General features: G+C 39.6%; 24 protein-coding genes. 22 read left to right on the top strand and 2 right to left on the bottom strand.

The window, feature by feature from the left end; translation table 11 throughout:
* Window positions 1-101 precede the first annotated feature (101 nt).
* Window positions 102-1,775: an AraC family transcriptional regulator gene (locus EV145_RS13815; RefSeq protein WP_133525786.1), complete on the bottom strand. Its 1,674-nt coding sequence runs from the start codon at window positions 1,773-1,775 to the stop codon at window positions 102-104.
* 353 nt (window positions 1,776-2,128) lie between these two features.
* Between EV145_RS13815 and EV145_RS13810 the strand changes: the two genes are divergently transcribed.
* From EV145_RS13810 to EV145_RS13720, 19 genes are all read left to right on the top strand, one after another.
* Window positions 2,129-2,857 (top strand): hypothetical protein, encoded by a 729-nt coding sequence (locus EV145_RS13810; RefSeq protein WP_133525785.1) that lies wholly within the window; start codon window positions 2,129-2,131, stop codon window positions 2,855-2,857.
* Window positions 2,858-3,184: 327 nt separating this feature from the next.
* The gene (locus tag EV145_RS13805) at window positions 3,185-4,045 is read left to right on the top strand and encodes a helix-turn-helix domain-containing protein (protein ID WP_133525784.1); all 861 of its coding nucleotides are present in this window, start codon (window positions 3,185-3,187) and stop codon (window positions 4,043-4,045) included.
* 80 nt (window positions 4,046-4,125) lie between these two features.
* Window positions 4,126-5,346, top strand: coding sequence for a hypothetical protein (locus tag EV145_RS13800; protein ID WP_133525783.1), 1,221 nt, complete (start codon window positions 4,126-4,128; stop codon window positions 5,344-5,346).
* Between the two features lie 280 nt (window positions 5,347-5,626).
* Entirely contained in the window at window positions 5,627-6,088 is a 462-nt protein-coding gene (locus EV145_RS13795; protein ID WP_133525782.1) for a hypothetical protein, read from the top strand.
* Window positions 6,089-6,213: 125 nt separating this feature from the next.
* The gene (locus EV145_RS13790) at window positions 6,214-6,552 is read left to right on the top strand and encodes a DUF4134 domain-containing protein (RefSeq protein ID WP_133525881.1); all 339 of its coding nucleotides are present in this window, start codon (window positions 6,214-6,216) and stop codon (window positions 6,550-6,552) included.
* A gap of 13 nt (window positions 6,553-6,565) precedes the next feature.
* Complete coding sequence (locus EV145_RS13785) at window positions 6,566-6,880, top strand: DUF4133 domain-containing protein (protein WP_133525781.1); 315 nt, start codon at window positions 6,566-6,568, stop codon at window positions 6,878-6,880.
* A 33-nt stretch (window positions 6,881-6,913) separates the two neighbouring features.
* Complete coding sequence (locus tag EV145_RS13780) at window positions 6,914-9,382, top strand: TraG family conjugative transposon ATPase (RefSeq protein WP_133525780.1); 2,469 nt, start codon at window positions 6,914-6,916, stop codon at window positions 9,380-9,382.
* Window positions 9,383-9,395: 13 nt separating this feature from the next.
* Window positions 9,396-10,079, top strand: a complete 684-nt coding sequence (locus tag EV145_RS13775; protein WP_133525779.1) for a conjugal transfer protein TraI — start codon at window positions 9,396-9,398, stop codon at window positions 10,077-10,079.
* A gap of 16 nt (window positions 10,080-10,095) precedes the next feature.
* The gene (locus EV145_RS13770; RefSeq protein ID WP_133525778.1) at window positions 10,096-10,713 is read left to right on the top strand and encodes a hypothetical protein; all 618 of its coding nucleotides are present in this window, start codon (window positions 10,096-10,098) and stop codon (window positions 10,711-10,713) included.
* 10 nt (window positions 10,714-10,723) lie between these two features.
* Entirely contained in the window at window positions 10,724-11,359 is a 636-nt protein-coding gene (locus EV145_RS13765; protein WP_133525880.1) for a TerB family tellurite resistance protein, read from the top strand.
* 4 nt (window positions 11,360-11,363) lie between these two features.
* Window positions 11,364-12,560, top strand: a complete 1,197-nt coding sequence (traJ, locus tag EV145_RS13760) for a conjugative transposon protein TraJ (RefSeq protein WP_208110906.1) — start codon at window positions 11,364-11,366, stop codon at window positions 12,558-12,560.
* A 17-nt stretch (window positions 12,561-12,577) separates the two neighbouring features.
* On the top strand, window positions 12,578-13,198 hold the full coding sequence (traK, locus tag EV145_RS13755) for a conjugative transposon protein TraK (protein WP_133525777.1): 621 nt from the start codon (window positions 12,578-12,580) through the stop codon (window positions 13,196-13,198).
* A 6-nt stretch (window positions 13,199-13,204) separates the two neighbouring features.
* On the top strand, window positions 13,205-13,462 hold the full coding sequence (locus EV145_RS13750) for a hypothetical protein (protein ID WP_133525776.1): 258 nt from the start codon (window positions 13,205-13,207) through the stop codon (window positions 13,460-13,462).
* Window positions 13,463-13,473: 11 nt separating this feature from the next.
* A complete protein-coding gene (traM, locus tag EV145_RS13745) occupies window positions 13,474-14,763 on the top strand; it encodes a conjugative transposon protein TraM (RefSeq protein WP_133525775.1) in 1,290 nt (429 codons plus the stop codon).
* 11 nt (window positions 14,764-14,774) lie between these two features.
* Window positions 14,775-15,617 (top strand): conjugative transposon protein TraN, encoded by an 843-nt coding sequence (gene traN, locus EV145_RS13740; RefSeq protein ID WP_133525774.1) that lies wholly within the window; start codon window positions 14,775-14,777, stop codon window positions 15,615-15,617.
* Window positions 15,618-15,654: 37 nt separating this feature from the next.
* Window positions 15,655-16,818, top strand: coding sequence for a hypothetical protein (locus EV145_RS13735; RefSeq protein ID WP_133525773.1), 1,164 nt, complete (start codon window positions 15,655-15,657; stop codon window positions 16,816-16,818).
* Between the two features lie 25 nt (window positions 16,819-16,843).
* Window positions 16,844-17,872 (top strand): hypothetical protein, encoded by a 1,029-nt coding sequence (locus EV145_RS13730; protein ID WP_133525772.1) that lies wholly within the window; start codon window positions 16,844-16,846, stop codon window positions 17,870-17,872.
* On the top strand, window positions 17,872-18,156 hold the full coding sequence (locus tag EV145_RS13725) for a hypothetical protein (RefSeq protein WP_133525771.1): 285 nt from the start codon (window positions 17,872-17,874) through the stop codon (window positions 18,154-18,156). Before EV145_RS13730 ends, EV145_RS13725 begins: the two co-directional genes overlap by 1 nt.
* Before the next feature lie 653 nt (window positions 18,157-18,809).
* Complete coding sequence (locus EV145_RS13720; RefSeq protein ID WP_133525770.1) at window positions 18,810-19,046, top strand: DUF6965 family protein; 237 nt, start codon at window positions 18,810-18,812, stop codon at window positions 19,044-19,046.
* A 165-nt stretch (window positions 19,047-19,211) separates the two neighbouring features.
* Here the strand turns inward: EV145_RS13720 and EV145_RS22430 are convergent, their stop codons facing one another.
* A complete protein-coding gene (locus EV145_RS22430) occupies window positions 19,212-19,361 on the bottom strand; it encodes a hypothetical protein (protein ID WP_166638462.1) in 150 nt (49 codons plus the stop codon).
* 71 nt (window positions 19,362-19,432) lie between these two features.
* On the opposite strand from EV145_RS22430, the gene dinB reads away from it, so the two are divergent.
* The 3 genes from dinB to EV145_RS13705 all read left to right on the top strand — a co-directional run bounded on the left by dinB (window position 19,433) and on the right by EV145_RS13705 (window position 24,217).
* Entirely contained in the window at window positions 19,433-20,617 is a 1,185-nt protein-coding gene (gene dinB / locus EV145_RS13715; RefSeq protein ID WP_133525769.1) for a DNA polymerase IV, read from the top strand.
* Entirely contained in the window at window positions 20,617-23,673 is a 3,057-nt protein-coding gene (locus EV145_RS13710) for a DNA polymerase III subunit alpha (protein WP_133525768.1), read from the top strand. Before dinB ends, EV145_RS13710 begins: the two co-directional genes overlap by 1 nt.
* 214 nt (window positions 23,674-23,887) lie before the next feature.
* The gene (locus EV145_RS13705; RefSeq protein WP_133525767.1) at window positions 23,888-24,217 is read left to right on the top strand and encodes a hypothetical protein; all 330 of its coding nucleotides are present in this window, start codon (window positions 23,888-23,890) and stop codon (window positions 24,215-24,217) included.
* Window positions 24,218-24,499: the final 282 nt, after the last annotated feature.

The following is a 24,499-nucleotide window of genomic DNA, read 5'->3' as shown; positions in this document are numbered from 1 at the left end:
TTGCTTATTATATACAACAACTTCGAACAGATAATTAAAAAAGCTTTTTAATTATCTAACGGGACAAAATCATCTAGTGAATTGATTATCAAAAATATATTTTACTCCGATATCTTATTAAGCTCGTTAATAAAATAAGAAGTTGGACATCCGGCCTTAGCATGGAAAGCAGTTGCAAATCTTTGTGTACTGCTAAAACCTGCCTCATCCGCCAATGCTCTGTTGGAATACTTCCTCACTTTTGGATCCTCTTTCAATAAAGAAATTATATAGTCGATTTTAAGGTCGGCTATATATGTTGGGAATTTCTTCCCTCTGAAATGATAGATAATTTTTGACAAATATTTAGGATTGGATTTGAAAATTGCGGCAAGCTTTATGGAAGTCAAATCTTTTTCAAGAAATTTTTTGTCCCTTTCAAATTTTTCAAGCTGCTTGAGTATCATAGCAACCGTATCTTTATGAATATCATCAATACCATTGTGACCATTCTTGACATCTTCTTTAACCGTAGAACCGTTTTGTTTCATGAGCTCTTCAAACTTCTGCCTGTAGATATTCTTATTCCTAATATGTCTGTAAGCAATGAAAAGTACGATTAAAAAAAATAGGACCAATATACCTGTAAAAATAAGGTCATTGTGTTTTCTTTTGTTAAATGATTCTTCAATCTCCTGCTTATCTTTTAGCAATACTTTGGTATCATATACTTTTCGCACCCTTCCTGAAAGGTATCTAAACCTATTATCCAGCACGCTGTCTGCTTTAAGCAATTTCTCAATGTAAAAAAGCTGCTTTTCAAGGTCGCCTTTAGATTTATAGTATTTTATTATCAGTTCATAGCTCTCCCGCAGATCAGGTCTAATGTATTGTTTATCATCAAAAATCTGGTCAACCTTCTTAAAATATAACAGCGCCATTTCCTGGTTTCGCAGATCCCAGTAACTTTTACCTATATAAAAGTACCCAACAGACTCATTTGCAAAATCTTTGTTTTTGTTTATGGCTGGAAGTGATTGGGTGATTTTTTTAATAGCAGCCGCATAATTACTTTTGAAATACTGATTGATTCCTTCTGAATGAATAAAGTAATCCCGCATTTCATTATTTTCTAACCGTATTCCTTCCTGAATGCCTTTCTCATTTATTTCAGAACATAGACCGTAATTGCCAATTTTATTATAGCATAAGCCAAGCAAATGCAGTGAATTGAGGTATGCCCTGTCATTTTTACCTTTAAAAAAATCCCTGCACTCCACAAAAAGAGAAATTGCCTCATCATAAAACCCCAGATAGTATTTTATATTGCCAATATTGTACTTAACCTTGTATATCAGGTATTTATCATCTGTATTGGAAATATAATTATCTGCTATCAGATAATTATCTAAAGCATATTTAAGTTTTTTCTGTCCGTAGTACACTATTCCTTTGGAGAGATAAGCGGACCCTATTAGTGCATTGTCTTTGGACTTTTTTGCAGCATAAATCATACTGTCAGCATAGATCAGCTTTAATTTTTCCGGTGTGTAGTATAAATAGTTTTTATATCCATTTACAATATCTTGTGAATTTTTACCCGCTTTGGCTTTGTTTAAAAAGTATTCAAGATAAAGTTTTTGTTTTACACCATCCTCCTGGGTGGCTTCAATGCGTTCAAACAGGTACTCATAGTTCTTATTTTGAAGTGTATCGGTACTGGCCGAATTACGATTCTGAGCATAAAACTGCATTCCAAAGCAAAGGAACACTACTAATAGATACTTTTTAATCATATGATAAATTAAAATTAGAAACTATTTGAATTGAAAATGCATTTTCACAGGGAGAAAACGCAAATAACTGAGAATAATGTAGCCATCTTAAGAAAAGACGATCAAATATAAGGTAATATATTGATAATTAGCACATTTAACATTAAAAAAGGGTGTATGGATTTACCGTAAATCCATACACGAAATACGGGAAATCCACATGCGATGTTTTGCAAGAGTGGATTTCTGCTTCTAGATTTGCCTTGAATTCAAAAGCAAAAATATTTGGCATCGTGCCGAATTAAAGTTCTGCTGACCCGGGTGAAATGAACTGACTGAAATACAACAGTCTTTACATTTTAACACATTAAATCATGAAAAATCTTTTAGTAATGTTAGTGATAATTGTTTCACTACTAGTTTCCTGTACCAATGAAAACATTGACGAGAATACCACTTTAGTAGAAAACAGCTTAAGTAAGAAGAAGTCCAACCATTCAGGCAAAATGATTCAAACAACAAGTCCTGAGAATCCGGATAACCCTTACGATATAGCCGGTAAAATACACAATGACATTCTTGATTCCTATTTAACAGCGAGCTATCCCTTTACAACAATGATTCAGATCAGCCATACCGTTGATTCCATCTCAGCGTTGAATAATGATTTTACGAATTTACAAGCAACCCTCCCCCTGAATTTTGGAGAAATTCAGGAAACCGTGGATAGCCCGCAATTAAAATTAGAGCAGGCAATAGCAAACTCTGGAATGACAAATGCGGCCAAAATCTGCCTTGCCGACTTTATGGCTTCAATCGTCTTATGGGAAACCGGTGAATATGAGGTAATTCACCCATCCATTATTTCATTCGAAACATCGGTAATAAACAATACACAGTTTACCAATGAGGATAAAAGGATAATCCTCACCACTTCCTCTATAGCAAGATATTCAATCTACTACGCGAAGGAAATCAAAGATAAAGACTGGGAAACTTCGGTTGGCAATCGTGTTGGTGCTTTGCAAGGTGCTATCGCAAATTCCTCCACTGCGGTTAACAGATCCGTTTTGACCGGCATTATTATTCAAAATCTTCAATAGATAAGCCATGTATATAACTGAGCAGTTTGAAAAACAAATACAATACGTGTATTGTGTGTTTTTGATTCTTTTCAATGTTGTCTGCCTTTATTTCATCATAGATATATTATGCTATGATGAAATATTAGGCTACCTGATCAACGGCGAGATACAAACAGAATCTCCCAGAAATCTTGCATATCTATTTTTTGTAAACGGCATTTCAAATTTATTTTTTGTCTGCGTTTCAATAATGGCGAGATTTTTTAACAAGTAATACGATCTCTCTTTTACATAAGAGTTAAGTATACTGCATTACACAATTATAAAAACTTTAAAGAATTTATTGTGGCATCCAGAAAATCAAAATATTATCCTTTAGGCCTGCAAGTCTATCTTTTTGAAACATATACCTCACGTAATGCTGTCATGGATTTACTAATTGTGGATCGATTTAGTGTTCTAATTATAAATACAGGGGCATTGGGGATCCAAATTAACAATCGAAAAATCCATTTATTTATCAATGAACTTATTGTAATTCCAAAAAGGTCCGCTTGTGAAATTTTCATAATGAGCAGTCAGATACAAATCTGCCTGCTGTCGTTTAGCTCTGAGTTCGCTTTTGATAACAGTATCAAATGGCCGCATATTGGATACTTTGAATATTTTACGACACAATATGTTTCCAAAATTTTCCTGAAAAAGAAAGATATGACTCCCCTGATAGATTTGCTAAAATTGGTGGACAGCAAAGCAAAAAGTTCAAACAAGCATATCTATAAAAAAGAAACATTGCTTTTAAGCTTTAATCTTTTTCTTTACGAACTGGCAAGGGCATACTATGTATCATCATGGTATAGCAATGTTAAACATTCCAGTACTGAAAAGCTTGTAATACATTTTTTCAGACTCTTAGAACTCAATAGCAGAAAACAGCATAGTGTAAAATTCTATGCAGATGCGCTGCACGTTTCTTCCGGGCATCTTACCAAAATTGTAAAGCATGTTACAGAGATAACTGCAAAACAATGTATAGAAAACGCCATTATTCTCGAGGCTAAAATACTGCTTCAAAATAATGATCTGACTATCTTGTATATTTCAGAAGAACTGAAATTTGCCAACACTTCATTTTTTAGCACCTTCTTTAAAAAACATACTGCATTGTCTCCCTCTGAATATCGCTTAAGATTAAATTCTAAATAAAGTTTAACCGGGTCAGAGTGCTTGCATCCATTGATTTGAAGTATTCTCAATATTAGATTGAGAGCAGTATTTACTTAAAAATGAAAGACATGACTCAAACCTATCTTTTAGAATGGCTGGATTCGGTAGTGACACTAAACTTTAATCCGAAAAAAAATGATGCTGATCAGCTTACAACAATTCAGTGCAAGGCAATTGTTAAAAAGGCTATTGAAGAAACGCAATTGATCCAGACGCAGCTTACCATACAGGTTTTTTCGCTTAATAAAGAGAAACAAATAAAAGTACTTGTGAAAAATTATCATTCAGCATTAATAAGTCTTTGGGACCAGCTAATAACAATAAATAACGCAATGCATTTACAGAGGGAAGATCTAAAAGAGGTGGTTACAGCTTTGCTTGCTTCATTGGATGAGCTGCTTACTTTTATAGAGTCCCGGTTTACCCGATTCTTAAGTCTGGATTCCCGAATACCTGTATCCTATCTGGGTGTTTCAAGTAAGAAGATGAGACAAAGACTTGATAAATTAAGAAGCAGTCCGTTTTTTGAAACAGAAGAAAAACTATTGGTTGATATTGTTTTTAATTCTCTGTACTGTTTTGTTCATTCAAAGAAGAAAAGGAAGGTTACTTTCCGTGATATGCTTTACCAAAAATCTTTGATAAGGGAATTGGAATCTTTGACCCATAATCAGCATAAAAACAAAACCCATGTGAGCCTGATAGAATTACTAATTTATATGAATTTCAACAGCAAGATTTTTATCAACTATTATACGCAGAAAATTTCAAGAAAAATTGATGAGCCGCAGCAAATACCTGATAAAATGGAATGCCTGCTTTTCTATTTCAAAGAATTCAGTCAAATTACTATTAGAGAAGATATCGCTTTGCATTCAAATTATCAAAATCTAAAAAAAATACTGCGGGAATGGTTTGAGCAGGAAATAATCTTTCAAGAAAAAAAACAGCAGCTCACAAAAACTGTTTCCCTTACTTCATCTGCTATTATAAAACCGCCTGAACCCAGTACAATAGCAAAGAAAAACGAAAGGGTGGTCTGCCAATTATCGACCGATCAGACGGCGCTGATTCTCAGGGCTTCCAGTGAGCTGGAGATATTAATTTCAAAATCAATGAATCACCTCTTTAAGACAATTGTGCCCTTCCTATCAACACCAAACAAGGATATTCTCTCTTATGATTCCATGCGCAGCAAAGCTTACTCGGCAGAAGACCGGGATAAAGAAATAGCCATTGCAACACTTGAGAAAATGATCAAAAAAATAAAAGAATATTAAAATAGCGCATATAACGATAGTTCAATAAATTTTAATTCGCATTACCTAAGTATAAATCAGCCTCCCCTTGGGAGGCTGTATTTTTTTTCAAAAATTTTTCATTTTTTTTCTTCAGATTTTACGGCGGGTCCAGCGGAGTCCAGCTGGGGTACAACTAAAAGCTGGACTTGTAACCCAATCATTACTATTGTTCCTTTGACTTGTAAAATAAATCATATCCAAATTAAATGGTCATGATTTTTATAGCAGAGCTAAATGTTGAACGATAAAATGAAAAACTATGTTTACAAATATTCCATGGAGCAGTTACCTGACTCTCGCGGGCATACTGGTAATAATCTGGTATCTGGTCATACTACTTAAATTTTACAGTACCGATTTAAAGAAAATGGTATCAGGGGAAAAGAAGCTTAAAATTCCCTCTTTTAAAAGCAACAGCCAAAATTCAAAAGAGCAAAAATCTATCTCAGCTTCTTTTTCGGAATCATTCGATACCCTTGATGATGCTGAAGAGCTAGCCACAAGAATTATCCAGGCTGCGCAGGAAAGTGCTGAAAAAAAATTATCAAAAGAGCAGTTTCAAAATTATCTGTCGATGGTGCTCGAAGAGTATCCTTATGTAAAGATTTCTACCCTGCGTGAAAGCATCAATAAACTGATAGTTTCCGAATCTGAAAAACACCCGTCACTGCTTTTAACTTTAAGCGAGGCGGACAGTCTGTGGGAAGGAGGAGTTTTCTAAAATTCAGCGGAGGAATTATCCCTGTTCTCTCTGGTGCGGTATGGCTTTATGTGACAAGAAAATAGAGCTGCAACGGCGGTGTTCCTCTGCTTTTTATAATAATCAAAACTTTAAAATGATGTATGATGAGAAAATTTAAAAGAAATTTAAAGCGTAGTTGGAAAAAGAATAAAGTGCAGGCCACTTCATGTCTTTTGTTAGTACTAATTAATGGAAGTGCATATGCACAGGACGGTGTTGCCGGGATTAATGAGGCAAACCAGAAAGTCAGAAGCTATTTTGACGCCGGCACTGAACTGATGTATGCCGTTGGGGCCATACTGGGGCTTATCGGCGCGGTAAAAGTCTACCAGAAATGGAATGCCGGGGATCCTGATACGGGAAAAGTGGCGGCAGCCTGGTTCGGCAGCTGTGTTTTTCTGGTTGTTGTGGCAACGGTAATTAAATCCTTTTTCGGGGTTTAAAGGCAAAGAGGCAATGCACAGCAGCGTCTACCATATCAACAAAGGAATCAACCAAAGCATAGAATTCAAGGGATTAAAAGCGCAGTACATCTGGTATTTAGGAGGCGGGGTTGTCGCCCTTATGATCCTTTTTGCCATTCTGTACATTATCGGCCTTCCTTCCCTCCTATGTGTTGGTTTGATAGCAGCAGCAGGAGCATTTCTTGTACTGAAGATTTACAGAATGAGCAATAAGTACGGAGAGTACGGCATGATGAAAGCACTGGCGAAAAAGCAGATTCCAAAATGTATTAAAGTGTACACCAGGTCTGTTTTTATTAAGATATAGTTATAGAACGTTAGAAATTAAAATGAAGGAGAAATGGAGAAAAGGATCGAAAACGTACTGCCGGTTATGGCAGTGGAACATGACTGTATTTTATCAAAACAGGGGGATATCACGGTAGTATTCAAGGCAGAACTGCCTGAGATTTTTACTTTATCGGATCAGGAATATGAAGCTTTCCACCAGTCGTGGATCAAAGCTCTCAAGATACTTCCAAAGTTCTGTATTTTTCACAAACAGGACTGGTTTTTAGAAAAAAACTATAAGGCTGATTTTACAAGTAATGACAGCAGTTTTCTCACCCGCAGCAGCGAGCGGTTTTTCAATGAAAGACCTTTTCTGGATCATTCCTGCTATATCATGCTGACCAAGAAACCCACCGGCAGAAAAAGTTCAAGCTCTCTTTTTTCTAATCTTTTAAGAAGTTCCATCGTCCCGGAAGAAACTTTAAATACGCAGCTGTTACAGGATTTTATTGACTGCACAGGACAGTTTAAAAGAATTATGGAGGACAGCGGTTTTGTAAAACTAACCCGTCTGAAGAATAACGCGCTTAAAAGCGACAGCAGAAAAAAAGGACTTATTGAGCAGTATTGTTTCCTGTCCGAGAGCGAAGATTCTTTTGTCTTTAATGACATTACCTTTGATCAGGGCCTGGAGGTAGGTGATAAACACTGCCAGCTTTTTACACTGGGCGACGCGGCTGATCTTCCGGCGCTGTGCGGTTCAAGGATTAATTTTGACCGATATTCCACTGATAAAACCAAGTTCAGTATTGGTTTTGCATCCACCCTCGGGCAGCTTTTATCCTGCAACCATATCTATAATCAGTATTTATTTATTGAAGATGCGCAGAAGACCATCCAGAAACTGGAAAGCAAAAGATTACGCCTGCAGTCATTATCGGCCTACAGCAGGGAGAATATGATTGCCCGGGATGCCACTAATGATTTTCTCAATGAGGCGGTTTCCCAGCAGCGGCTTCCGGTTAAAGCGCATTTTAATGTGCTGGCGTGGAGTACCGATTACGAAGATCTGAAGGAAATTAAGAACAAAGTATCCTCGGCGTTGGCCCAGATGGATGCGGCCGCCAAGCAGGAAACAACAGGAGCTCCCCAGATTTACTGGGCGGGCATCCCGGGAAACGAGGCGGATTTCCCTATGAATGACACTTTTGATACTTTCACTGAGCAGGCAGTTTGTTTTCTGAATATGGAAACAGGCTACAGGTCTTCTCTGAGCCCCACAGGCATCAGACTTGGGGACCGCCTGACGGGAAAACCTGTCCATGTCGATATCAGTGATGAGCCTGTGAAAATGGGAATCTGCACCAACCGGAATAAATTTATTTTGGGTCCTTCGGGGAGCGGCAAATCATTTTTTACCAATCATATGGTCAGGAGCTATTATGAGCAAGGGACACATATTGTACTGGTAGATGTCGGCCACAGTTATAAAGGGCTCTGCGATATGGTAAAGGGGTATTATTTCACTTACGATGAAAAGAACCCGATCCGTTTTAATCCCTTTTATATTTCAGAGGGAGACAATCTGGATACGGAGAAAAAGGAAAGCATCAAAACCCTGCTGCTGGCGCTGTGGAAAAAAGACGACGAAACTTTTAACCGTAGCGAGTATGTAGCCTTATCAAATGCACTTCAGCTGTATTATGAAAAGCTGGAGATCAATTCCAATCTCTTTCCATGTTTCAACAGCTTCTACGAGTTTTTGAAAGAAGATTTTGTATCGATTTTGGAAAGTGACAAGGTGAAAGAAAAAGACTTTGATATCAATAATTTTCTCTACGTACTGCGTCCGTACTATCAGGGAGGCGAGTTTGATTACCTGCTCAATTCAACAGAGAATCTGGAACTTCTAAAAGAACGCTTTATTGTATTTGAGCTTGACAATATCAAAGACCACCCTATTTTATTTCCTGTGGTGACGATCATTATCATGGAAGTTTTTATCAGCAAGATGAGAAAACTCAAAGGCATCCGTAAAATGATATTGATTGAAGAGGCCTGGAAAGCCATAGCCAAGGAAGGAATGGCGGAATATTTACGGTATTTATTTAAGACTGTTCGTAAATTTTTCGGGGAGGCCATAGTGGTTACTCAGGAGGTGGAAGATATTATTTCTTCTCCGGTGGTTAAGCAGGCCATTATCAATAACAGCGACTGCAAGATCCTGCTGGACCAGAGCAAATACCAGAATAAATTTGACCAGATACAGGAACTGCTGGGGCTGACTGAAAAAGAAAAAGCGCTCGTGCTGTCGGTCAATAAGGCCAATGATCCCCAGAAGAAATACAAGGAAGTCTTTATTTCCCTGGGCGGAATGTTATCAAAAGTATACAGAACCGAAGTTTCTTGGGAAGAGTATCTGGCTTATAACACCGAGGAAAGCGAGAAGGTGAAAATGAATGCTTACGCGGCAAAGTTCGGCGGTGACATAAAAAAAGGCATTGCAGCACTGGCCGGGGAGATGAGAAAAGGAATTTAAATGAAAATGAACAATGAAAAAAAGACTAATTACCTGCCTGATTTTGCTGCTGCTTGTTGGCACTCCGGCAAGACCTGCTGAGAAAACCGCGGCACTGCCGATACTGGAAATCGTAAAGGCAGTTACCAAAAAGGTCATCAAAGCCATTGACCTTAGGATCCAAAAACTGCAGAACAAAACCATCTGGCTTCAGAATGCCCAGAAACAGGTTGAAAATGTGCTCTCCAAATTAAAACTTGATGAAATCTCGGACTGGACACAGAAACAGAAAGACCTTTATAAAGGCTACTACGAAGAACTGGCTAAAGTAAAATCCATTATCACTTATTACCAGAGAATCAAAGATATTACCCAAAAACAGACAAAACTTGTGCAGGAATACGAAAGGGCGTGGAACCTGCTCAGACAGGATCCCCATTTCAAAGACAGCGAGATTGGGTATATGGAACGCGTTTACTCGGGCATTTTGGAGCAAAGCATCAAGAACATTGACCAGATCTTTTTAATACTGGATTCCTTTACCACACAGATGAGTGATCTCAAAAGACTTGAAATCATCAATGCCGCCGCGGACCAGATTGACGCCAGCTATGATGACCTTAGGATGTTTAATGAGCAGAATATGCTGCTGAGCCTGCAAAGAGCCAAAACTGACGCAGATGCTACACGGGTGAAACAATTTTACGGAATTCCGTAATGCAAAGAAAAAAATCATGAAAAAAGTGTTTTTACTGCTCTGGGCGGTACTATTATTAACCCAGCAAGAGATCCATGGACAGGCAAAGCAGCGAAAGGAACTCCTGCTGCAGATTGCGGCACTTCAGGTCTACATCGACTATGCCAAAAAAGGGTATTCAGCCGTGTCCAAGGGACTCAATTTTATCGGCGATGCAAAAAGAGGTGAAGTGAATCTGCACGGTGCTTATTTTACCTCGCTGTTGAAGATTAATCCAAAAGTCAGGAATTATTATAAGGCTGCAGAAATTCTCTCAATGCAAATTAAAATAATGAAACTCTATAAAAAGACCTGTGCCGATCTTAAAACAGCAGACTTATTTCACGGCAGTGAAATGGATTATATAGAACGTTCTTTTAAAAGGCTGCTTGAGAACTGCAGCGATACCCTGGACCAGCTTTTAGTTCTCACTACTGATTCAAAACTGGAGCTTAAGGATGACCAGAGAATTCAGAGGATTGATGAGCTGCATAAGGCCATGCTGGAGGATTACAATTTCTGCATTTCTTTCAGCCGTGATGCAAAACTGCTTGCACTGTCAAAGGCGGCAGATCAAAAAGAGGCTAAAAATAGTAATGCCCATTACGGGCTATAAATTTATAATGATGAAAAAGATATTGATTTTAGGGCTGCTTATCTGCCTGTCTGTGATGCCCGGCAAAGCCCGAGCCCAGTCTGCAGAAATACAGCAGCTGATCCTGAACATTGAAAAACTCTCCCAGTTTAAAAAGATCCTCAGTGATATGAAAAAGGGTTATGAACTGCTCTCGGGAGGTTATAAAACGGTGAAGGATATGTCGCAGGGCAACTTCAGCCTTCATAAAACTTTTTTAGACGCCCTTATGCAGGTAAGCCCGGCGGTAAAGAATTACAAAAGAGTGGGTGAAATTGTAAATTTTCAAATACTGCTGGTAAAGGAAAGCAAAAACGGGCTCAGCCGGCTTGCGCGAAACGGCAGTTTCAGCCCGCAGGAAATTGGATATTTTGAAAAGGTTTACGCAAATCTTCTTAGCCAGAGCCTTCGCAATCTTGATGAGCTCACTATGATCGTTACAGCTGATAAACTCAGGATGTCCGATGACGAAAGACTCCAGGCGGTGGATATGATCTATCAGCAGATGCAGGATAAGCTTCTTTTTCTTCGAGATTTTAATGCATCGTCAAATATTCTGGCACTGCAGCGGGCAAAAGAGAAAAATGATGTTTACGCTTCCAAAGAACTGCAGGAACTTAAAAACTAAAGACATGAAACTGCCAATAAAACACAAAATTGTTCTCACAGCCCTGCTGCTGCCCTTTTTAAGCCGGGCCCAGGGACTGGGCGATAACATGCAGAGCCTGCACTCGGTGCTGGACCAGCTTTATGATGAGATGATGCCCCTGTGCGGCAACCTGCTGGCTGTAGGACAGGGAATTGCAGGCTTTGGCACCATCTGGTACATCTCCTCGCGTGTCTGGAGGCATATCGCGGCAGCGGAGCCGATTGATTTCTATCCGCTCTTCCGCCCTTTTGTAATCGGATTCTGCATCATGATTTTCCCATCGGTGCTGGCCCTTATCAACGGCGTTATGAAACCCACAGTTACCGCAACGGCTGCTATGGTAACAGGATCCAATAATGCAGTTGCTGTTCTTTTAAAAGAAAAAGAAAAGGCAGTGAGGCAGACCGATCCCTGGAAAATGTATGTAGGTATGGCAGGCACGGGAGACCGTGATAAATGGTACAAGTACACCCATGAGGACGCAGACCCATCTGATGAAGGCGTGCTGGCGGGCATCGGCAATGATGTGAAATTTGCCATGGAAAAAGCGTCCTATAGTTTTAGGAATTCCGTTAAGCAGTGGATGAGCGAGGTGCTTAGGATTTTATTTGAATCGGCGGCGCTCTGCATCGATACACTCAGGACCTTTCAACTGGTGGTACTTTCCATTCTCGGACCGCTTGTTTTCGGCATTGCTGTTTTTGACGGATTTCAGCATACACTGACGGTCTGGCTCGCGAGATACATCAACATATACCTTTGGCTTCCTGTAGCTAATATTTTTGGAAGCATAATCGGCAAAATACAAGAACTGATGCTCAAGTTGGATTTGTCCCAGGTGCAGTCCACCGGCGATACGTTTTTCAGTACTACTGATATGTCTTACCTAATATTTATGATTATCGGCATTATTGGCTACTTCACTGTGCCTTCAGTGGCTAACTACATCGTTCATGCAGGCGGTGGCGGAGCCCTTGCCCAGAAAACCACAACCCTACTTAGCACCTCAGCCAGTTCAGCAGTTTCCAAGACATCGCAGGGGACAGCAATGGTTATGGATTCAATGGGAAATGCCGCAGGAAGGATGTCGCAGAGCATGTCTGCCTCCTCGTCCTCTGCTCCTTATTTTGAGGAGAAAGGAAATTATATGAGCGACAGGCTTAAAGGAAATTCAAAATAAACTAAAAAGATCATCCCATGTTCAGCAAAATGAAAAATATAGATACCGCATTTAAATACGTGAGAGGCTTTACTATGCTGGTTGTTGCGGGCTGCGTTGTGATATGCTGCTTTACGCTTTACAAAAGTTTTCAGACTGTAAGCCGGATGCAGGATAAGGTATATATCCTTGCGGCAGGAAAAGCTCTGGAAGCATATGCGTCAGACAGGAAGGATAATGTGCCTGTTGAAGCACGAGATCATATTAAAACTTTTCACCAATTTTTCTTTACCCTTGACCCAGACGATAAAGTAATCAAGTCCAATGTCACTAAAGCCCTTTATCTGGCTGACGAAAGCGCTAAAAGAATTTATGATGACCTGAAAGAAAACGGCTTTTACTCGGGGATAATATCAGGAAATATCAGCCAGACGATCCAGATTGACAGCGTGGCGGTTGATACCCGGGATTATCCCTACCGTTTTAAATGTTTTGCCAGGCAGGACATCATACGAACCACGAGTATTTTGAAAAGAAACCTGATTACGGAAGGGAATCTGCGCAATGTATCAAGAAGCGACAACAATCCGCACGGTTTTTTAATTGAACGTTTCAATACGATTGAAAACCGAGATTTAACTGTTGAAAACCGAAAATGACAGGTTATGAAATCATTGTTTAAAAAACGGGAAACTGCATTTACATACCATAGGCACTATCTCTCTGCACAAAAAAAATGGTCTGAAAAAATGAGCAGTCTGGCGGAAGGGTGTTCAAAGAGGAAGCTCATTTTTCTTCTCAGCTTATTTGTTATCCTATCGGCAGGCTACCTTCTTTATAACATTTATAATGCCTTTTCAGAAAAGGAAGTTCAACAGGTAAAATTTTCAGAACAGACTGTAAAAATTAAAATAATCGATTAAAAAATAAAGACATGGAACAGAAGACGATATCAATTAAAGAAGCAAAAAAACGAAAAATGCTTTTGGCTCTGCCGATCATAACACTTCCTTTTATTACCATTCTTTTTTATACTCTGGGAGGAGGAAAAATGGAAGCTGCAGTGGCTGAAAATGAAATAAAGAAAGGATTTAATTTTAAACTGCCGCTTCCAAATTTTAAAGAAGATTCTTCCCTGGATAAAATGAGCTACTATGACCAGGCAGCTGTAGATTCAATCAAACTACAGGAGCAAATTAAAAAAGATCCAAACTATTCAAATCAAAAAGTTCTTGAAGAATCTTTAAAGGAGTTCCCAGAACTGGATTTTGCATCCCAGCGATATTCAAAAAAAAGAAGCGGCTTGAATGCAGTGACTCCGCAGGACAGAAACGAGCAGAAAATCTTTGAAAAACTGCAGCTTCTCCAGAAAACTATCAGCCATTCTGCAACGGGTAACAATTACGGCCAGGATATGAGGGAGTTCGAAAACTATGGCTCATCAAATGAAGTATCTGCCCAGATTAAGAACTTAGAACAGATGATGTCTGAAATGGGTGAAACGGCGCCGGATCCTGAGCTGCAGCAGCTAGGAGGCATGCTGGAAAATATACTGGATATCCAGCATCCTTCAAGAGTACAGGAACGTTTAAAACAGGAGTCGGAAGATAAAAAAGGAAAAGTATATTCCGTAAACCTCAAAAATAACGCAGAAATTATTACCTCTTTACAAGAGAATACAGCACCTGCAAACACTTTTAAATTGAATGCCTTTTTCACCGCAGATGAAGATTTAAATTCAGATTATCAAAAAAATGCAGTTGGAGCTGCCGTGCACGAAACTCAGACAATTGTAAATGGATCGGTGATTAAATTAAGGCTCACCGCCGATATTACCCTTCAGGGAACTACAATTCCAAAAAACACTTTTGTATACGGCATGGCATTCCTGAAAGGCGAAAGACTTGAAATAAAGATAGAAAACCTTCAGCATCATGGTTCCATTTTCCCGGTGCAGCTATCAGTCTATGATATAGACGGAATTGAGGGAATATATATTCCTGGTGCCATTAACAGGGATGTGGCCAAAGCATCTGCAGACCGCTCGATTCAGACCCTTGGACTTACCGGGGTTACTGATTCATGGGGAGCACAGGCTGCAGGAATGGGCATTGAGGCAGCAAAAAGTCTTATGAGTAAAAAGGTAAAACTCATAAAAGTACTGGTAAAAGCAGGATACAGGGTGCTGTTATATGATGAAAAACAAAAGAATTTAAAACCTTAAAAAAGAGAAAGATGAAAAGAATTAATTATTTGTTTTTAATGAGCCTACTGCTGGTTTCTGTTCTGGCTTATCCTCAGACAAACAGCAGCGAAACAGTTTTTTATGAAGACCAGTATAAAAATCTTCAGATCGGCTGTTCGAAAACTACCAGCATAGTTTTTCCCTACCCGATTAAAAGTATAGATAAAGGGAGCGCTGATGTGCTGGTGCAGAAAGCCAAAGGGGTAGAAAATATCCTGCTGGTAAAAGCGGCAAGACAATATTTTTTCCAGACTAACCTGACAGTAGTTACATCTGATGCAAAATTATACGTATTTGTACTGAATTACGATGAAGACTGCCCGGACCTGAATATAAATGCAGAAAATGCTTTAGTTTCAAGTAAGGAAGTGCTATTTACCCTAGTAAACGAAAATCAGAAAAAAATAGAGCAGTCTGCTTCACTGGCATTATCAAAAAAAATAAAGACCAGCGGTTTTAAAAAATCTAAATTCCAGATAAAACTGGAGGTCAGTGGCATTTTTATACATGAGGATGTGCTGTATCTGCGCTTAGTATTTGAGAATAAATCCAAAATCAGCTACGATATCGACCAGCTGCGTTTTTTCATAAGAGACCAGCGAAAATCAAAACGAACTGCCTCTCAGGAAATAGAGATTCAGCCACTGTATTCAACTTCATCATCTGCGGTGATTCCTGATAAGTCTGAAATAATAAAAGTATTTGCGCTAGAGAAATTTACGATCCCAGAGAATAAGTATCTGACCCTTCAGCTCATTGAAAAGAACGGCGGAAGGCATTTAGAAGTCAACGTTAACAATAATCTGGCTGACAAAGTAATACCCCTCCCTTAATTCATAAATCTACTTTTAAAAACTCAAAAAACAGATTATGAATATAAACATCAATGAGACTGAAATGCTTTTAAGTCTTGCAGAGGAAATGGCTTCTTACGGCTACAAGTATGCCGCATTTCCTTGTGAAGTAATAACTGATCCCGATACCATTGAGTTCTTTATGAACTCATGGGATGCAATGGAACATTGTTATGCGATGACCACTGATAGAGACTATTTTAAGAGTATGACCATAGATTCACTTAAAAATGATTTAAATATAGTGATGCAGAGCGGTATTGACCTTTATAGCACCGAGAAACTGGATCTCACTGAATTTGTCCGATTGGAAAGAGAAAAGAAAGAACTATTTGAAAACAACTTAAATACAAACATTATGAATGAGAATAATTTAAAATACCTGAAAGACCAGCTGAAATATACTGGATTTGGAGAAACTTTCGATACTGAATTGAAAGAAAACATGCTGAAAGGAGATAAGGATTTTAAAATCATGCACACCGGCATTATCAACAATGGCGTCCCAAACCGAGATACCGTAACGGTTGAGCTGAACTTCAAGAAGTCAGACCAGACTGATATGTACTTTTTTAATTCCTATCATGTGAATCTTCAAAAAGAAGAAAACAAGCCGGGACTGCAGCAGACCTTTTACATCAATAATGATGCAGCCAGCATTACACTCAAAGAAGCCTATAATTTAATGGAAGGCCGTTCGGTAAATAAGGATCTTAAAACTAAAGAAGGAGAAAGTTACAATTCTTGGTTAAAATTCGATTTTAAACAGACAGACAATTCCGGAAATTTTAAGATTAACCATTACCATCAGAATTACGGCTATGATCTGGAAGCAAGCCTTGAGAAGCATTCCATAAAAGAACTCAGTACGCCGCAATATAAGGAAGACCTTGTAAATTCCCTTAAAAAAGGAAATCTGCAGTCTGTGACTTTTGTTGTCAGCGGCGTTGAAAGCAAAATGTTCGTGGAAGCAAATCCGCAGTTTAAGACTCTTAATGTATATGACGGAAACCTCCAGCGCATCAATCATCGAGAAAGCAAAGATGAGAAAAAATCTGAAGGAGAAAAAACTTCAGAAAAGCAATCTGACAAAAAACAGTCTGAGACCACGGAGGAGAATAGTGAAACTCCTTCGGCGAACAGACCCAAAAAAAGAAAACAGCAGTCTAATTCGGTTTAGAAATTTTAAAATTATTAAAGTTTAGATGATGAACCCGCAGTTTCCCGTAAATAGAGTAGAAATGGAATTCAGCCAATGGAAAGCAAGAGAGGAACGTTTCAATACGCTCTTTTCAATTACTGCGGCAGAAAACAAATCTTTATTGGCTGAGAAACTGCGGCAGTTCGACAGAATCAGAACGAAATACAAATCTTCAAAAAATGTTGAGGAGCAGCATACGCTTCAAATCCTTAAAATGGAAATCCATAGGATGTCAAAACAATTATATCCAAGTCTTATTTCACGTATTCTTAGGAAAATAATCACCAGCACGCAAAATCAGCTTTCACTTCGCAGTGAGGCAAAAAAAGACGAAAGAAACTTCAATTCGCTTAACGAGGAAGTGCAGCATATCGGTTTTCCTGATTTATCCGAAAAATTAAAAAATCTTATTGACAAAGAACAGGAAAATTTCAGCATTCCTCTATCCTACTACATTAATGAAAAAGAAAAGATTACTCATACTCTTTCGTTTTCAAAAAATGCTGAAAGGCATTTTGAACTCGATGGATTTAAAAGCAGCATGCAGAATAATTCTGCACCAGAAGACAGCAGCAGGGAATATTACTTTAAAAATGGGCAGGAACGCAATTTTAAACTTAATGAAGTTTATAATTTATTATCAGGCCGTTCTGTAGAGCATAACCAATCATGGTTTCAGCTCGACTTTAATGATAGAGACGCTTCGGGCAATTATCACTTAAAAGAATTTCGAAATGAATATGCTTATGATTTAGAAAAGACTTTAAAGTCCATTCCTTTAAAAGAGATATCTAATACATACGAAATGGAGAAACTAAAACATGCTTTAAGACAGGGTGACAGAGTATCTGCTGTGCTGATTAAAAATGGACGAGAAAATCAGATTTATATAGAGGCCAATCCGCAGTTTAGATCATTGAATATCTATGACCGGCATTTTCGTAAAATCCAGACAGCTTCATCAAAAAACCAGGCAGCACCATTCCCGAAACAATCTGTCCAAAAAGGAATAAAATCTAAAATACAGCAGTGATGGAACAATTAAATCCTTTAACGGAATTCTTTAGATCGATAGAAAAAGACCAGCGCATCAGCATTACCCATATTGGAATTTTTGCGGCACTGCTTCAATTCAGAACAAATCAAGGCAATATCAATCCTATCAAAGCCTTCAGGCATGAAATTATGAAAATAGCCAAAATAACCGGCCCTGTCACGTATCACAGGTGCATAAAAGACTTAAATGACTACGGCTATATAAACTATGTCCCAAAAAAAAACAGAAATCAAAAAAGTATCATTTATTTTCTCGTTTAAAAGGCAGGTTCTGACATAGTTTTAAAATTAAACTTAAAGATCGAAATTATCGAAATAATAAAATGTAGAGGGTTAAGAAAAATATATCTATGAAACTATCACTGCAAGCGGCCCGCATCCAAAATTAATTATTGAATCATCACCAGCCGCAAGAATATGACTTGATTTAGGAGAAAATTTGAATTTCCTGCTCTTGTTTTTTTAAATATAATTATTGCTCAACTGAAGCAAAAAATTGGTGTATTCCTAACAGCCGGTAGCATTTTTTTAGCCCCGATAGAAGTGGAAATCCTTTTGTGCCGGGGTTCGGCGCAAAAGATTGAAACGAATAGCGGGAAAAAACTCCTAAAAAAAAATAAATACAATTACAGATGCTAATCACCCCCAATTAGATTCCACCAATAATTCCCAATACCCGATTAATTCAGGCCGTGGAGAATTCTACTCACTTTTAGATTAAAAAGAAAAAAATCTATATTTTTCACAACACCATAGATTCCCTAATATTCGAAAATATCATTTAGGTGAATTTCAGCGCCAAAACTATGAAGATCAGACGCGTTTAAAAAAACAACCCCAAAACAAGAAAAATACTTTATACTATACGCCCCTCAACCCTTGCCCTGTCTATACTTTTTGCCTAATTTTGTCCCATGACTCCAGATGAAATAAAACGCTACTTTGAAGCCACGCCCCCGCCTCAGGAAGTGGATTGGAAACCATGGGCGAAAATCACAGATTCGCAGGTTTTTCTCAAAAGCTGCTACTCCACTATAAACAATTACAAAGGAAGCCTTGATATGTGCCCTGCATGGTGGCATTTAAAAGATTTCTATATGCTTGTAAGACGAAATTCACAGGAAACAAAAAGCGAGAATCAAACGGAATAAACTTGAAATTTCAGCTCTGTTTTAGATGCATCTTACACTTTCATCCTTCTAATTTTTACTTTTAACCGGTTATATTATTTTGCTGCCGCCTCATTACGAGGCGGTTCATTCCCAGTAATCAAAGCGCCGGAATAATTTTATTTCTAATAGGTTGCCTTTTGCCTTTTAAAAAAGATTTCCAGAAGATTTTCGGATAAATCCTGCCGTAAATTTTTCTAATTGCAATCCGCCGTAAATTCTGAATAAAGGGAAATGATCTTTTTTTGCATGTTTTGAAACCTCAATAAAATAAGATATCTTTAATTTTGTTACCATTTGTAACATCATATTTTTTAAAATTGTTCTGATCTATACTAATTTTGATTTGTATAAAAGGAGAAAAGAGAATGGAAAGGTCAATTGTACATATCGATATGAATACGTTTTTCGTGTCCTGCGAAAGACTCACTAATTCCGAATTAAACGGAATACCGCTTATTATTGGAGGCGGTGAAAGGGGTGTTGTGGCCTCGTGCTCCTATGAAGCCCGAAGATTTGGGGTACGTTCGGCCATGCCCATTCACATGGCCATGAAACTCTGCCCGCAGGCCAAAATCATGAAAGGTGACATGGAATTATATTCCCGGCTTTCCCATGACATCACCGAGATCATTCAGGAGAAAGCGCCCGTAGTGGAAAAGGCAAGCATTGATGAATTTTATCTGGATATTACTGGCATGGACAAGTTTCATGGCAGCTACAAATGGACAAATGAATTGGCCCAGACCATAATCAAAGAAACCGGCCTGCCCCTAACCTTTGCGCTTTCGATCAACAAGACTGTATCCAAGATCGGAACCGGAGAAGGAAAACAAAAACAAAATCTCGAGATACCCCAGCATTTGGTGCAGTCTTTTTTGAATCCCTTGTCTGTTCAGAAAATACCAATGGTGGGCGACAAAACGTTCCAGCTGCTCTCACGCATTGGGATCCGAACCATTGAAACGCTCTCCAAAATGCCTTGCGAGGTACTGCAGCAGATGATCGGCAAAAATGGTTCGGAGCTCTGGAAGAAAGCCAATGGCATAGATAATAATCCCGTGGAGCCCTATACGGAGCGAAAATCCATTTCGACCGAACATACCTTCTCTCAGGATACCATCGATATTGACAGGCTAAAAAGGGTAATATTGGGAATGGTTGAAAAACTGGCTTTTCAATTACGCTCGGAAGAGTGGCTGACATCGACTGTCACCATCAAAATACGCTACGCCAATTTTGATACCGAAACCAAGCAGTGCCGCGTGCAATACACATCGGCGGATCACATCCTGACCAAAACCGTAACGGACCTTTTTGAGAAACTATACCAGCGCCGTATGCGCCTTCGCCTGATTGGTGTGCGCTTTAGCGGGCTGGTTCGCGGTACGTATCAAATCGATCTTTTTCAGGACACCGAGGAAATACTCGCGCTCTATCAGGCCATGGACCGGATGAAAACCAGGTACGGATTTGACGCTGTGATGCGCTGCGCCGGGGCCTCCTTTAAACCCAATACCAAAAATGAAATTTTAAAACGCAAATCAGACTAATGTATCTCAATTGTCATTCCTTCCATTCCCTTCGCTATGGGACTATTCCCCTTGAGGATTTGATTTCTCATGCCAGTGCCTGCGGGGTTACCGCTATGGCACTTACCGACATTAACACGGTAACTGGAATTTACGATTTTATAAAGGGGTGTGATGCTGCAGGGATAAAACCTTTGGTGGGCATGGAATTTCGCTCTGAGCATGAGCTGCGCTACATCGGCCTTGCCAAAAATGCATCTGGCCTTGGCGAGATGAACCGTTTTTTGACAAGCCACAATTATCAAAAAACTTCCCTTCCTCTCTTAGCTCCTGATTTTAATGATGTTTTTGTAATTTATCCTCTGGAGAATGCTCCGCTCTCACTTGCTGAAAACGAATATATTGGAATTCGTCCCGGGCAACTCCAAAAACTGGTCTTGTCGGAGTGGAAAACAAGACAGGAAAAAATGGTGGTTCTCCAGCCGGTGACCTTCCGCAGCAAAAAGGAATATAACCTGCACAAAATACTCAGGGCCATAGATCTGAACCTGATTTTATCACGGCTTTCTGTGGATGATTATTGCAAAGATTACGAAATAATGGTACCTGAGCAAAGAATAGTGAACTGTTATGAGCAGTATCCGCATATTATTGCCAACACGCGCGAGATAATTGAGCGGTGCCATTTTGAATTTGATTTTGATACGCCCAAAAACAAGAAATTTTACACCAACAGCAAAAAGGATGATATGATCCTTTTGACCTCTCTGGCAAAACAGGGCCTGGAATGGCGCTATGGTAAAAATAATGCCGAGGCGAAATCCAGAATGTTCAAGGAACTCAAAGTAATTGAGCAATTGGAATTTAGCGGCTACTTTTTGATTACAGCCGATATTATTCGTTTCAGCACTTCTCAGGGATTCCTGCATATAGGGCGCGGCAGCGGTGCCAACAGCATCATCGCATACTGCCTGGGCATTACCGATATCTGTCCTTTGGAATTGGACCTGTACTTTGAAAGGTTCCTGAACCTGAACCGTAAAAGCCCTCCGGATTTTGATATTGACTGGAGCTGGAAGGAAAGGGATGTTATTCTTGAATACATTTTCTCACGCTACGGTTATGATCATGTGGCTTTCTGCGGCACCAATGTGGAATTTAAGTACCGTTCCATCTTTCGGGAAGTCGGAAAAGTCTTTGGGCTTCCCAAGGAAGAACTCGATGCGCTGGCTAAAAATCCGATGGAGCTGCATGCGACCAATAAAGTTGTGAAACAAGTCCAGGAATATGGAATGCTGCTCGAGAAATACCCCAATCAGCGAAGCATGCACTCCTGCGGGATCCTGATCTCCGAAGAACCTATTACCAATTACACCCCGCTTGAAATGCCCCCAAAAGGTTTTCCAATTGTGCTATTTGATATGCATATAGCCGAAGATATCGGCCTTGAAAAATTCGATATCCTGAGCCAGCGCGGGATCGGGCATATCGATGATAGCGTGAAGCTGATTGAGAAAAACCGGAGTATCCGCCTGAATATCCGCGATACCTCGATTTCAAAAAATGAAGCCAGCTGCAATGCGTATTTGGGAATAGGAAAAACTATCGGCTGTTTTTACATTGAGAGCCCGGCCATGAGGGGACTTTTGCGCCGCCTGAAGTGCAACAATTACAAGACCCTTGTAGCCGCTTCCTCGATTATTCGTCCGGGTGTTGCGCAAAGCGGAATGATGAAGGAATATATTTTCCGCCACAACCACCCTGATCAATTCGAATATTTCCATCCCGTTTTCCAGGAGCAGCTTGGGGAAACCTATGGGATTATGGTCTATCAGGAAGACGTGATCAAAATCGCCCTGCATTATGGGGGACTTCCCGCCGCAGACGGGGATATACTCAGGCGTGCCATGTCTGGAAAAGGAAGATCCAAGGCGGCACTTCAAAAAGTGAAAGACAATTTTTTTGCTTCCTGTAAGGCGCAGGGGCATCCTGATAAACTCAGCGAGGAAATTTACCGTCAGATCGAGTCCTTTGCCGGATACTCGTTCTGCAAGGCCCACTCAGCCTCTTATGCCGTGGAAAGCTACCAGAGCCTTTATTTGAAAGTTCACTATCCTATCGAATTTATGGTAGCGGTCATAAACAATCAGGGCGGTTTTTACCGCACCGAAGTTTATGTACACGAAGCAAGGATGTCAGGGGCTAAAATTCACAATCCGTGCGTGAACAAAAGCGAATTTGAAACCACCCTTTACGGCTTGGATGTTTATTTGGGTTTTATGCACCTGCAGAGCCTGGAATCCAAAATCGCTATACTGATACAAACCGAACGTGAACAAAACGGCGCGTATAAATCCCTGGAGGATTTTATTAACCGGATTCCCATCGGTATTGAGGGCATTCAGATTTTGATTTTCATTGGCGCGTTTCGTTTTACGGGCAAGACAAAAAACCAATTGCTTGTTATCGCCCGGCTTATCATGGTGAATTTCAAGCCGGAGAACAGAAGCCTGATGCTCCTTGAGGAGCCAGTAAAGGAATATGAATTGCCTGAGCTGGCACGCTCTGCCTTTGAAGATGCCTTTGACGAGATTGAGCTTTTAAGTTTTCCTGTATCGCGCTCCCCTTTTGATCTGCTGCAGACCAAATTCCGGGGTGACGTAATGGCCAAAGACCTTTTAAACCACCATAAAAAGACAGTCCGAATGTTGGCCTATCTGATCTCCAGAAAACACGTGCCGACCAAAATGGGCGCCATGTATTTCGGCACGTGGATAGATGCCGAAGGAGAGCTCTTCGATACGGCCCATTTCACGGGAAGCCTTAAGGAGTATCCTTTTCAGGGAGGCGGCTGTTATTTGCTGCTGGGCCATGTGGAAGTAGATTATCACTTCCCCACTATTACCGTGACCAAAATGGCCAAGATGCCTTTCATTGCCGATCCACGCTATTCCAATGCTGATGACCGGCAGTTCACGACTCATGAAAAAATCAAGGAAGATGTAAGCATGACCCATAGGGCACCCTATCCGCAGGAACATGAAATTAATCTGCCAAGAAATAAAATGGCAAACTGAAGCATATTTGAGTCCGAAAATACAGTCCGTTTACCTTTTTATAATTGCAGTAATAGCTGCAGGTAAAGGGAAATGTATTAATTTAGACTGAACCGATCCGTTAAAATGTAACTGAAAACTATATAACAATGATCAAAACAAAAAAATTACCGGCCCTGGTGGTGTGGTGCTATCACTTTTAATCTCCTGCACTTCAAAATATAAATACCACAAGATGGTGCAAACAGACTATAACCTGAATCCATTTAGGGCCAGTGAGATTATCAGATCAGATACCACAGCAGGCAATTATATTGAGGCCGAAAAGAAAGAAAGCCTGTTTATATTTGAGGACAATAGTGATTTCATCTTTAAAGTTTCAAAAAATCCCCCTAAAATAGACATTGTGGACAGGGTAGGCAATAATTCCATGTTTGTAGAAGAAAGAGGTTTTGAAATTACCAGCAAAAAAGCGGGGGACACTTTAATTGTGCGCTTTTTCCCAACCAACTCAACCCCTGATAACATATTGAAATTTGGGGCTGAATATAAATTTTTCAAATAAGACAATTGTTCGGGATAAGGAGAATTAGAAGTGTTTATTCACTTATTATACGGGTCTAGGTTCGTAAACTGTATTACGCAGTTTTATTGTTATTCTACTGAGCTTCAAAATTGATTTATCTCTGTTCTGCTACCCTGCCTTTTTAGCCCCGATAGCAGTGGAAATCCTTTTGTGCCGGGGTTCGGCACAAAAGATTGCTTCGCCAGTTCGCTTGCGCTCGGGTGGAACGGATAGCGGGAAAAAGCTCCTAAAAATAAGCCCTCTTGGCGCCATTTCAGAAAA

This window comes from Flavobacterium sp. 245 (assembly GCF_004362055.1).
Taxonomy (GTDB): domain Bacteria; phylum Bacteroidota; class Bacteroidia; order Flavobacteriales; family Flavobacteriaceae; genus Flavobacterium.
The sequence above is the reverse complement of the archived record's forward strand: the minus strand, read 5'-3'. Positions and strand labels throughout refer to the sequence as shown.

What these genes read in the sequence shown, in the direction of transcription:
- EV145_RS13815 (WP_133525786.1), bottom strand. Translation starts at nt 1,775, where the DNA reads ATGATTAAAAAGTATCTATTAGTAGTGTTCCTTTGCTTTGGAATGCAG.
- EV145_RS13810 (WP_133525785.1), top strand. Translation starts at nt 2,129, where the DNA reads ATGAAAAATCTTTTAGTAATGTTAGTGATAATTGTTTCACTACTAGTT.
- EV145_RS13800 (WP_133525783.1), top strand. Translation starts at nt 4,126, where the DNA reads ATGAAAGACATGACTCAAACCTATCTTTTAGAATGGCTGGATTCGGTA.
- EV145_RS13795 (WP_133525782.1), top strand. Translation starts at nt 5,627, where the DNA reads ATGTTTACAAATATTCCATGGAGCAGTTACCTGACTCTCGCGGGCATA.
- EV145_RS13790 (WP_133525881.1), top strand. Translation starts at nt 6,214, where the DNA reads ATGAGAAAATTTAAAAGAAATTTAAAGCGTAGTTGGAAAAAGAATAAA.
- EV145_RS13785 (WP_133525781.1), top strand. Translation starts at nt 6,566, where the DNA reads ATGCACAGCAGCGTCTACCATATCAACAAAGGAATCAACCAAAGCATA.
- EV145_RS13780 (WP_133525780.1), top strand. Translation starts at nt 6,914, where the DNA reads ATGGAGAAAAGGATCGAAAACGTACTGCCGGTTATGGCAGTGGAACAT.
- EV145_RS13775 (WP_133525779.1), top strand. Translation starts at nt 9,396, where the DNA reads ATGAAAAAAAGACTAATTACCTGCCTGATTTTGCTGCTGCTTGTTGGC.
- EV145_RS13770 (WP_133525778.1), top strand. Translation starts at nt 10,096, where the DNA reads ATGAAAAAAGTGTTTTTACTGCTCTGGGCGGTACTATTATTAACCCAG.
- EV145_RS13765 (WP_133525880.1), top strand. Translation starts at nt 10,724, where the DNA reads ATGAAAAAGATATTGATTTTAGGGCTGCTTATCTGCCTGTCTGTGATG.
- traJ (WP_208110906.1), top strand. Translation starts at nt 11,364, where the DNA reads ATGAAACTGCCAATAAAACACAAAATTGTTCTCACAGCCCTGCTGCTG.
- traK (WP_133525777.1), top strand. Translation starts at nt 12,578, where the DNA reads ATGTTCAGCAAAATGAAAAATATAGATACCGCATTTAAATACGTGAGA.
- EV145_RS13750 (WP_133525776.1), top strand. Translation starts at nt 13,205, where the DNA reads ATGAAATCATTGTTTAAAAAACGGGAAACTGCATTTACATACCATAGG.
- traM (WP_133525775.1), top strand. Translation starts at nt 13,474, where the DNA reads ATGGAACAGAAGACGATATCAATTAAAGAAGCAAAAAAACGAAAAATG.
- traN (WP_133525774.1), top strand. Translation starts at nt 14,775, where the DNA reads ATGAAAAGAATTAATTATTTGTTTTTAATGAGCCTACTGCTGGTTTCT.
- EV145_RS13735 (WP_133525773.1), top strand. Translation starts at nt 15,655, where the DNA reads ATGAATATAAACATCAATGAGACTGAAATGCTTTTAAGTCTTGCAGAG.
- EV145_RS13730 (WP_133525772.1), top strand. Translation starts at nt 16,844, where the DNA reads ATGATGAACCCGCAGTTTCCCGTAAATAGAGTAGAAATGGAATTCAGC.
- EV145_RS13725 (WP_133525771.1), top strand. Translation starts at nt 17,872, where the DNA reads ATGGAACAATTAAATCCTTTAACGGAATTCTTTAGATCGATAGAAAAA.
- EV145_RS13720 (WP_133525770.1), top strand. Translation starts at nt 18,810, where the DNA reads ATGACTCCAGATGAAATAAAACGCTACTTTGAAGCCACGCCCCCGCCT.
- EV145_RS22430 (WP_166638462.1), bottom strand. Translation starts at nt 19,361, where the DNA reads ATGGTAACAAAATTAAAGATATCTTATTTTATTGAGGTTTCAAAACAT.
- dinB (WP_133525769.1), top strand. Translation starts at nt 19,433, where the DNA reads ATGGAAAGGTCAATTGTACATATCGATATGAATACGTTTTTCGTGTCC.
- EV145_RS13710 (WP_133525768.1), top strand. Translation starts at nt 20,617, where the DNA reads ATGTATCTCAATTGTCATTCCTTCCATTCCCTTCGCTATGGGACTATT.
- EV145_RS13705 (WP_133525767.1), top strand. Translation starts at nt 23,888, where the DNA reads ATGGTGCAAACAGACTATAACCTGAATCCATTTAGGGCCAGTGAGATT.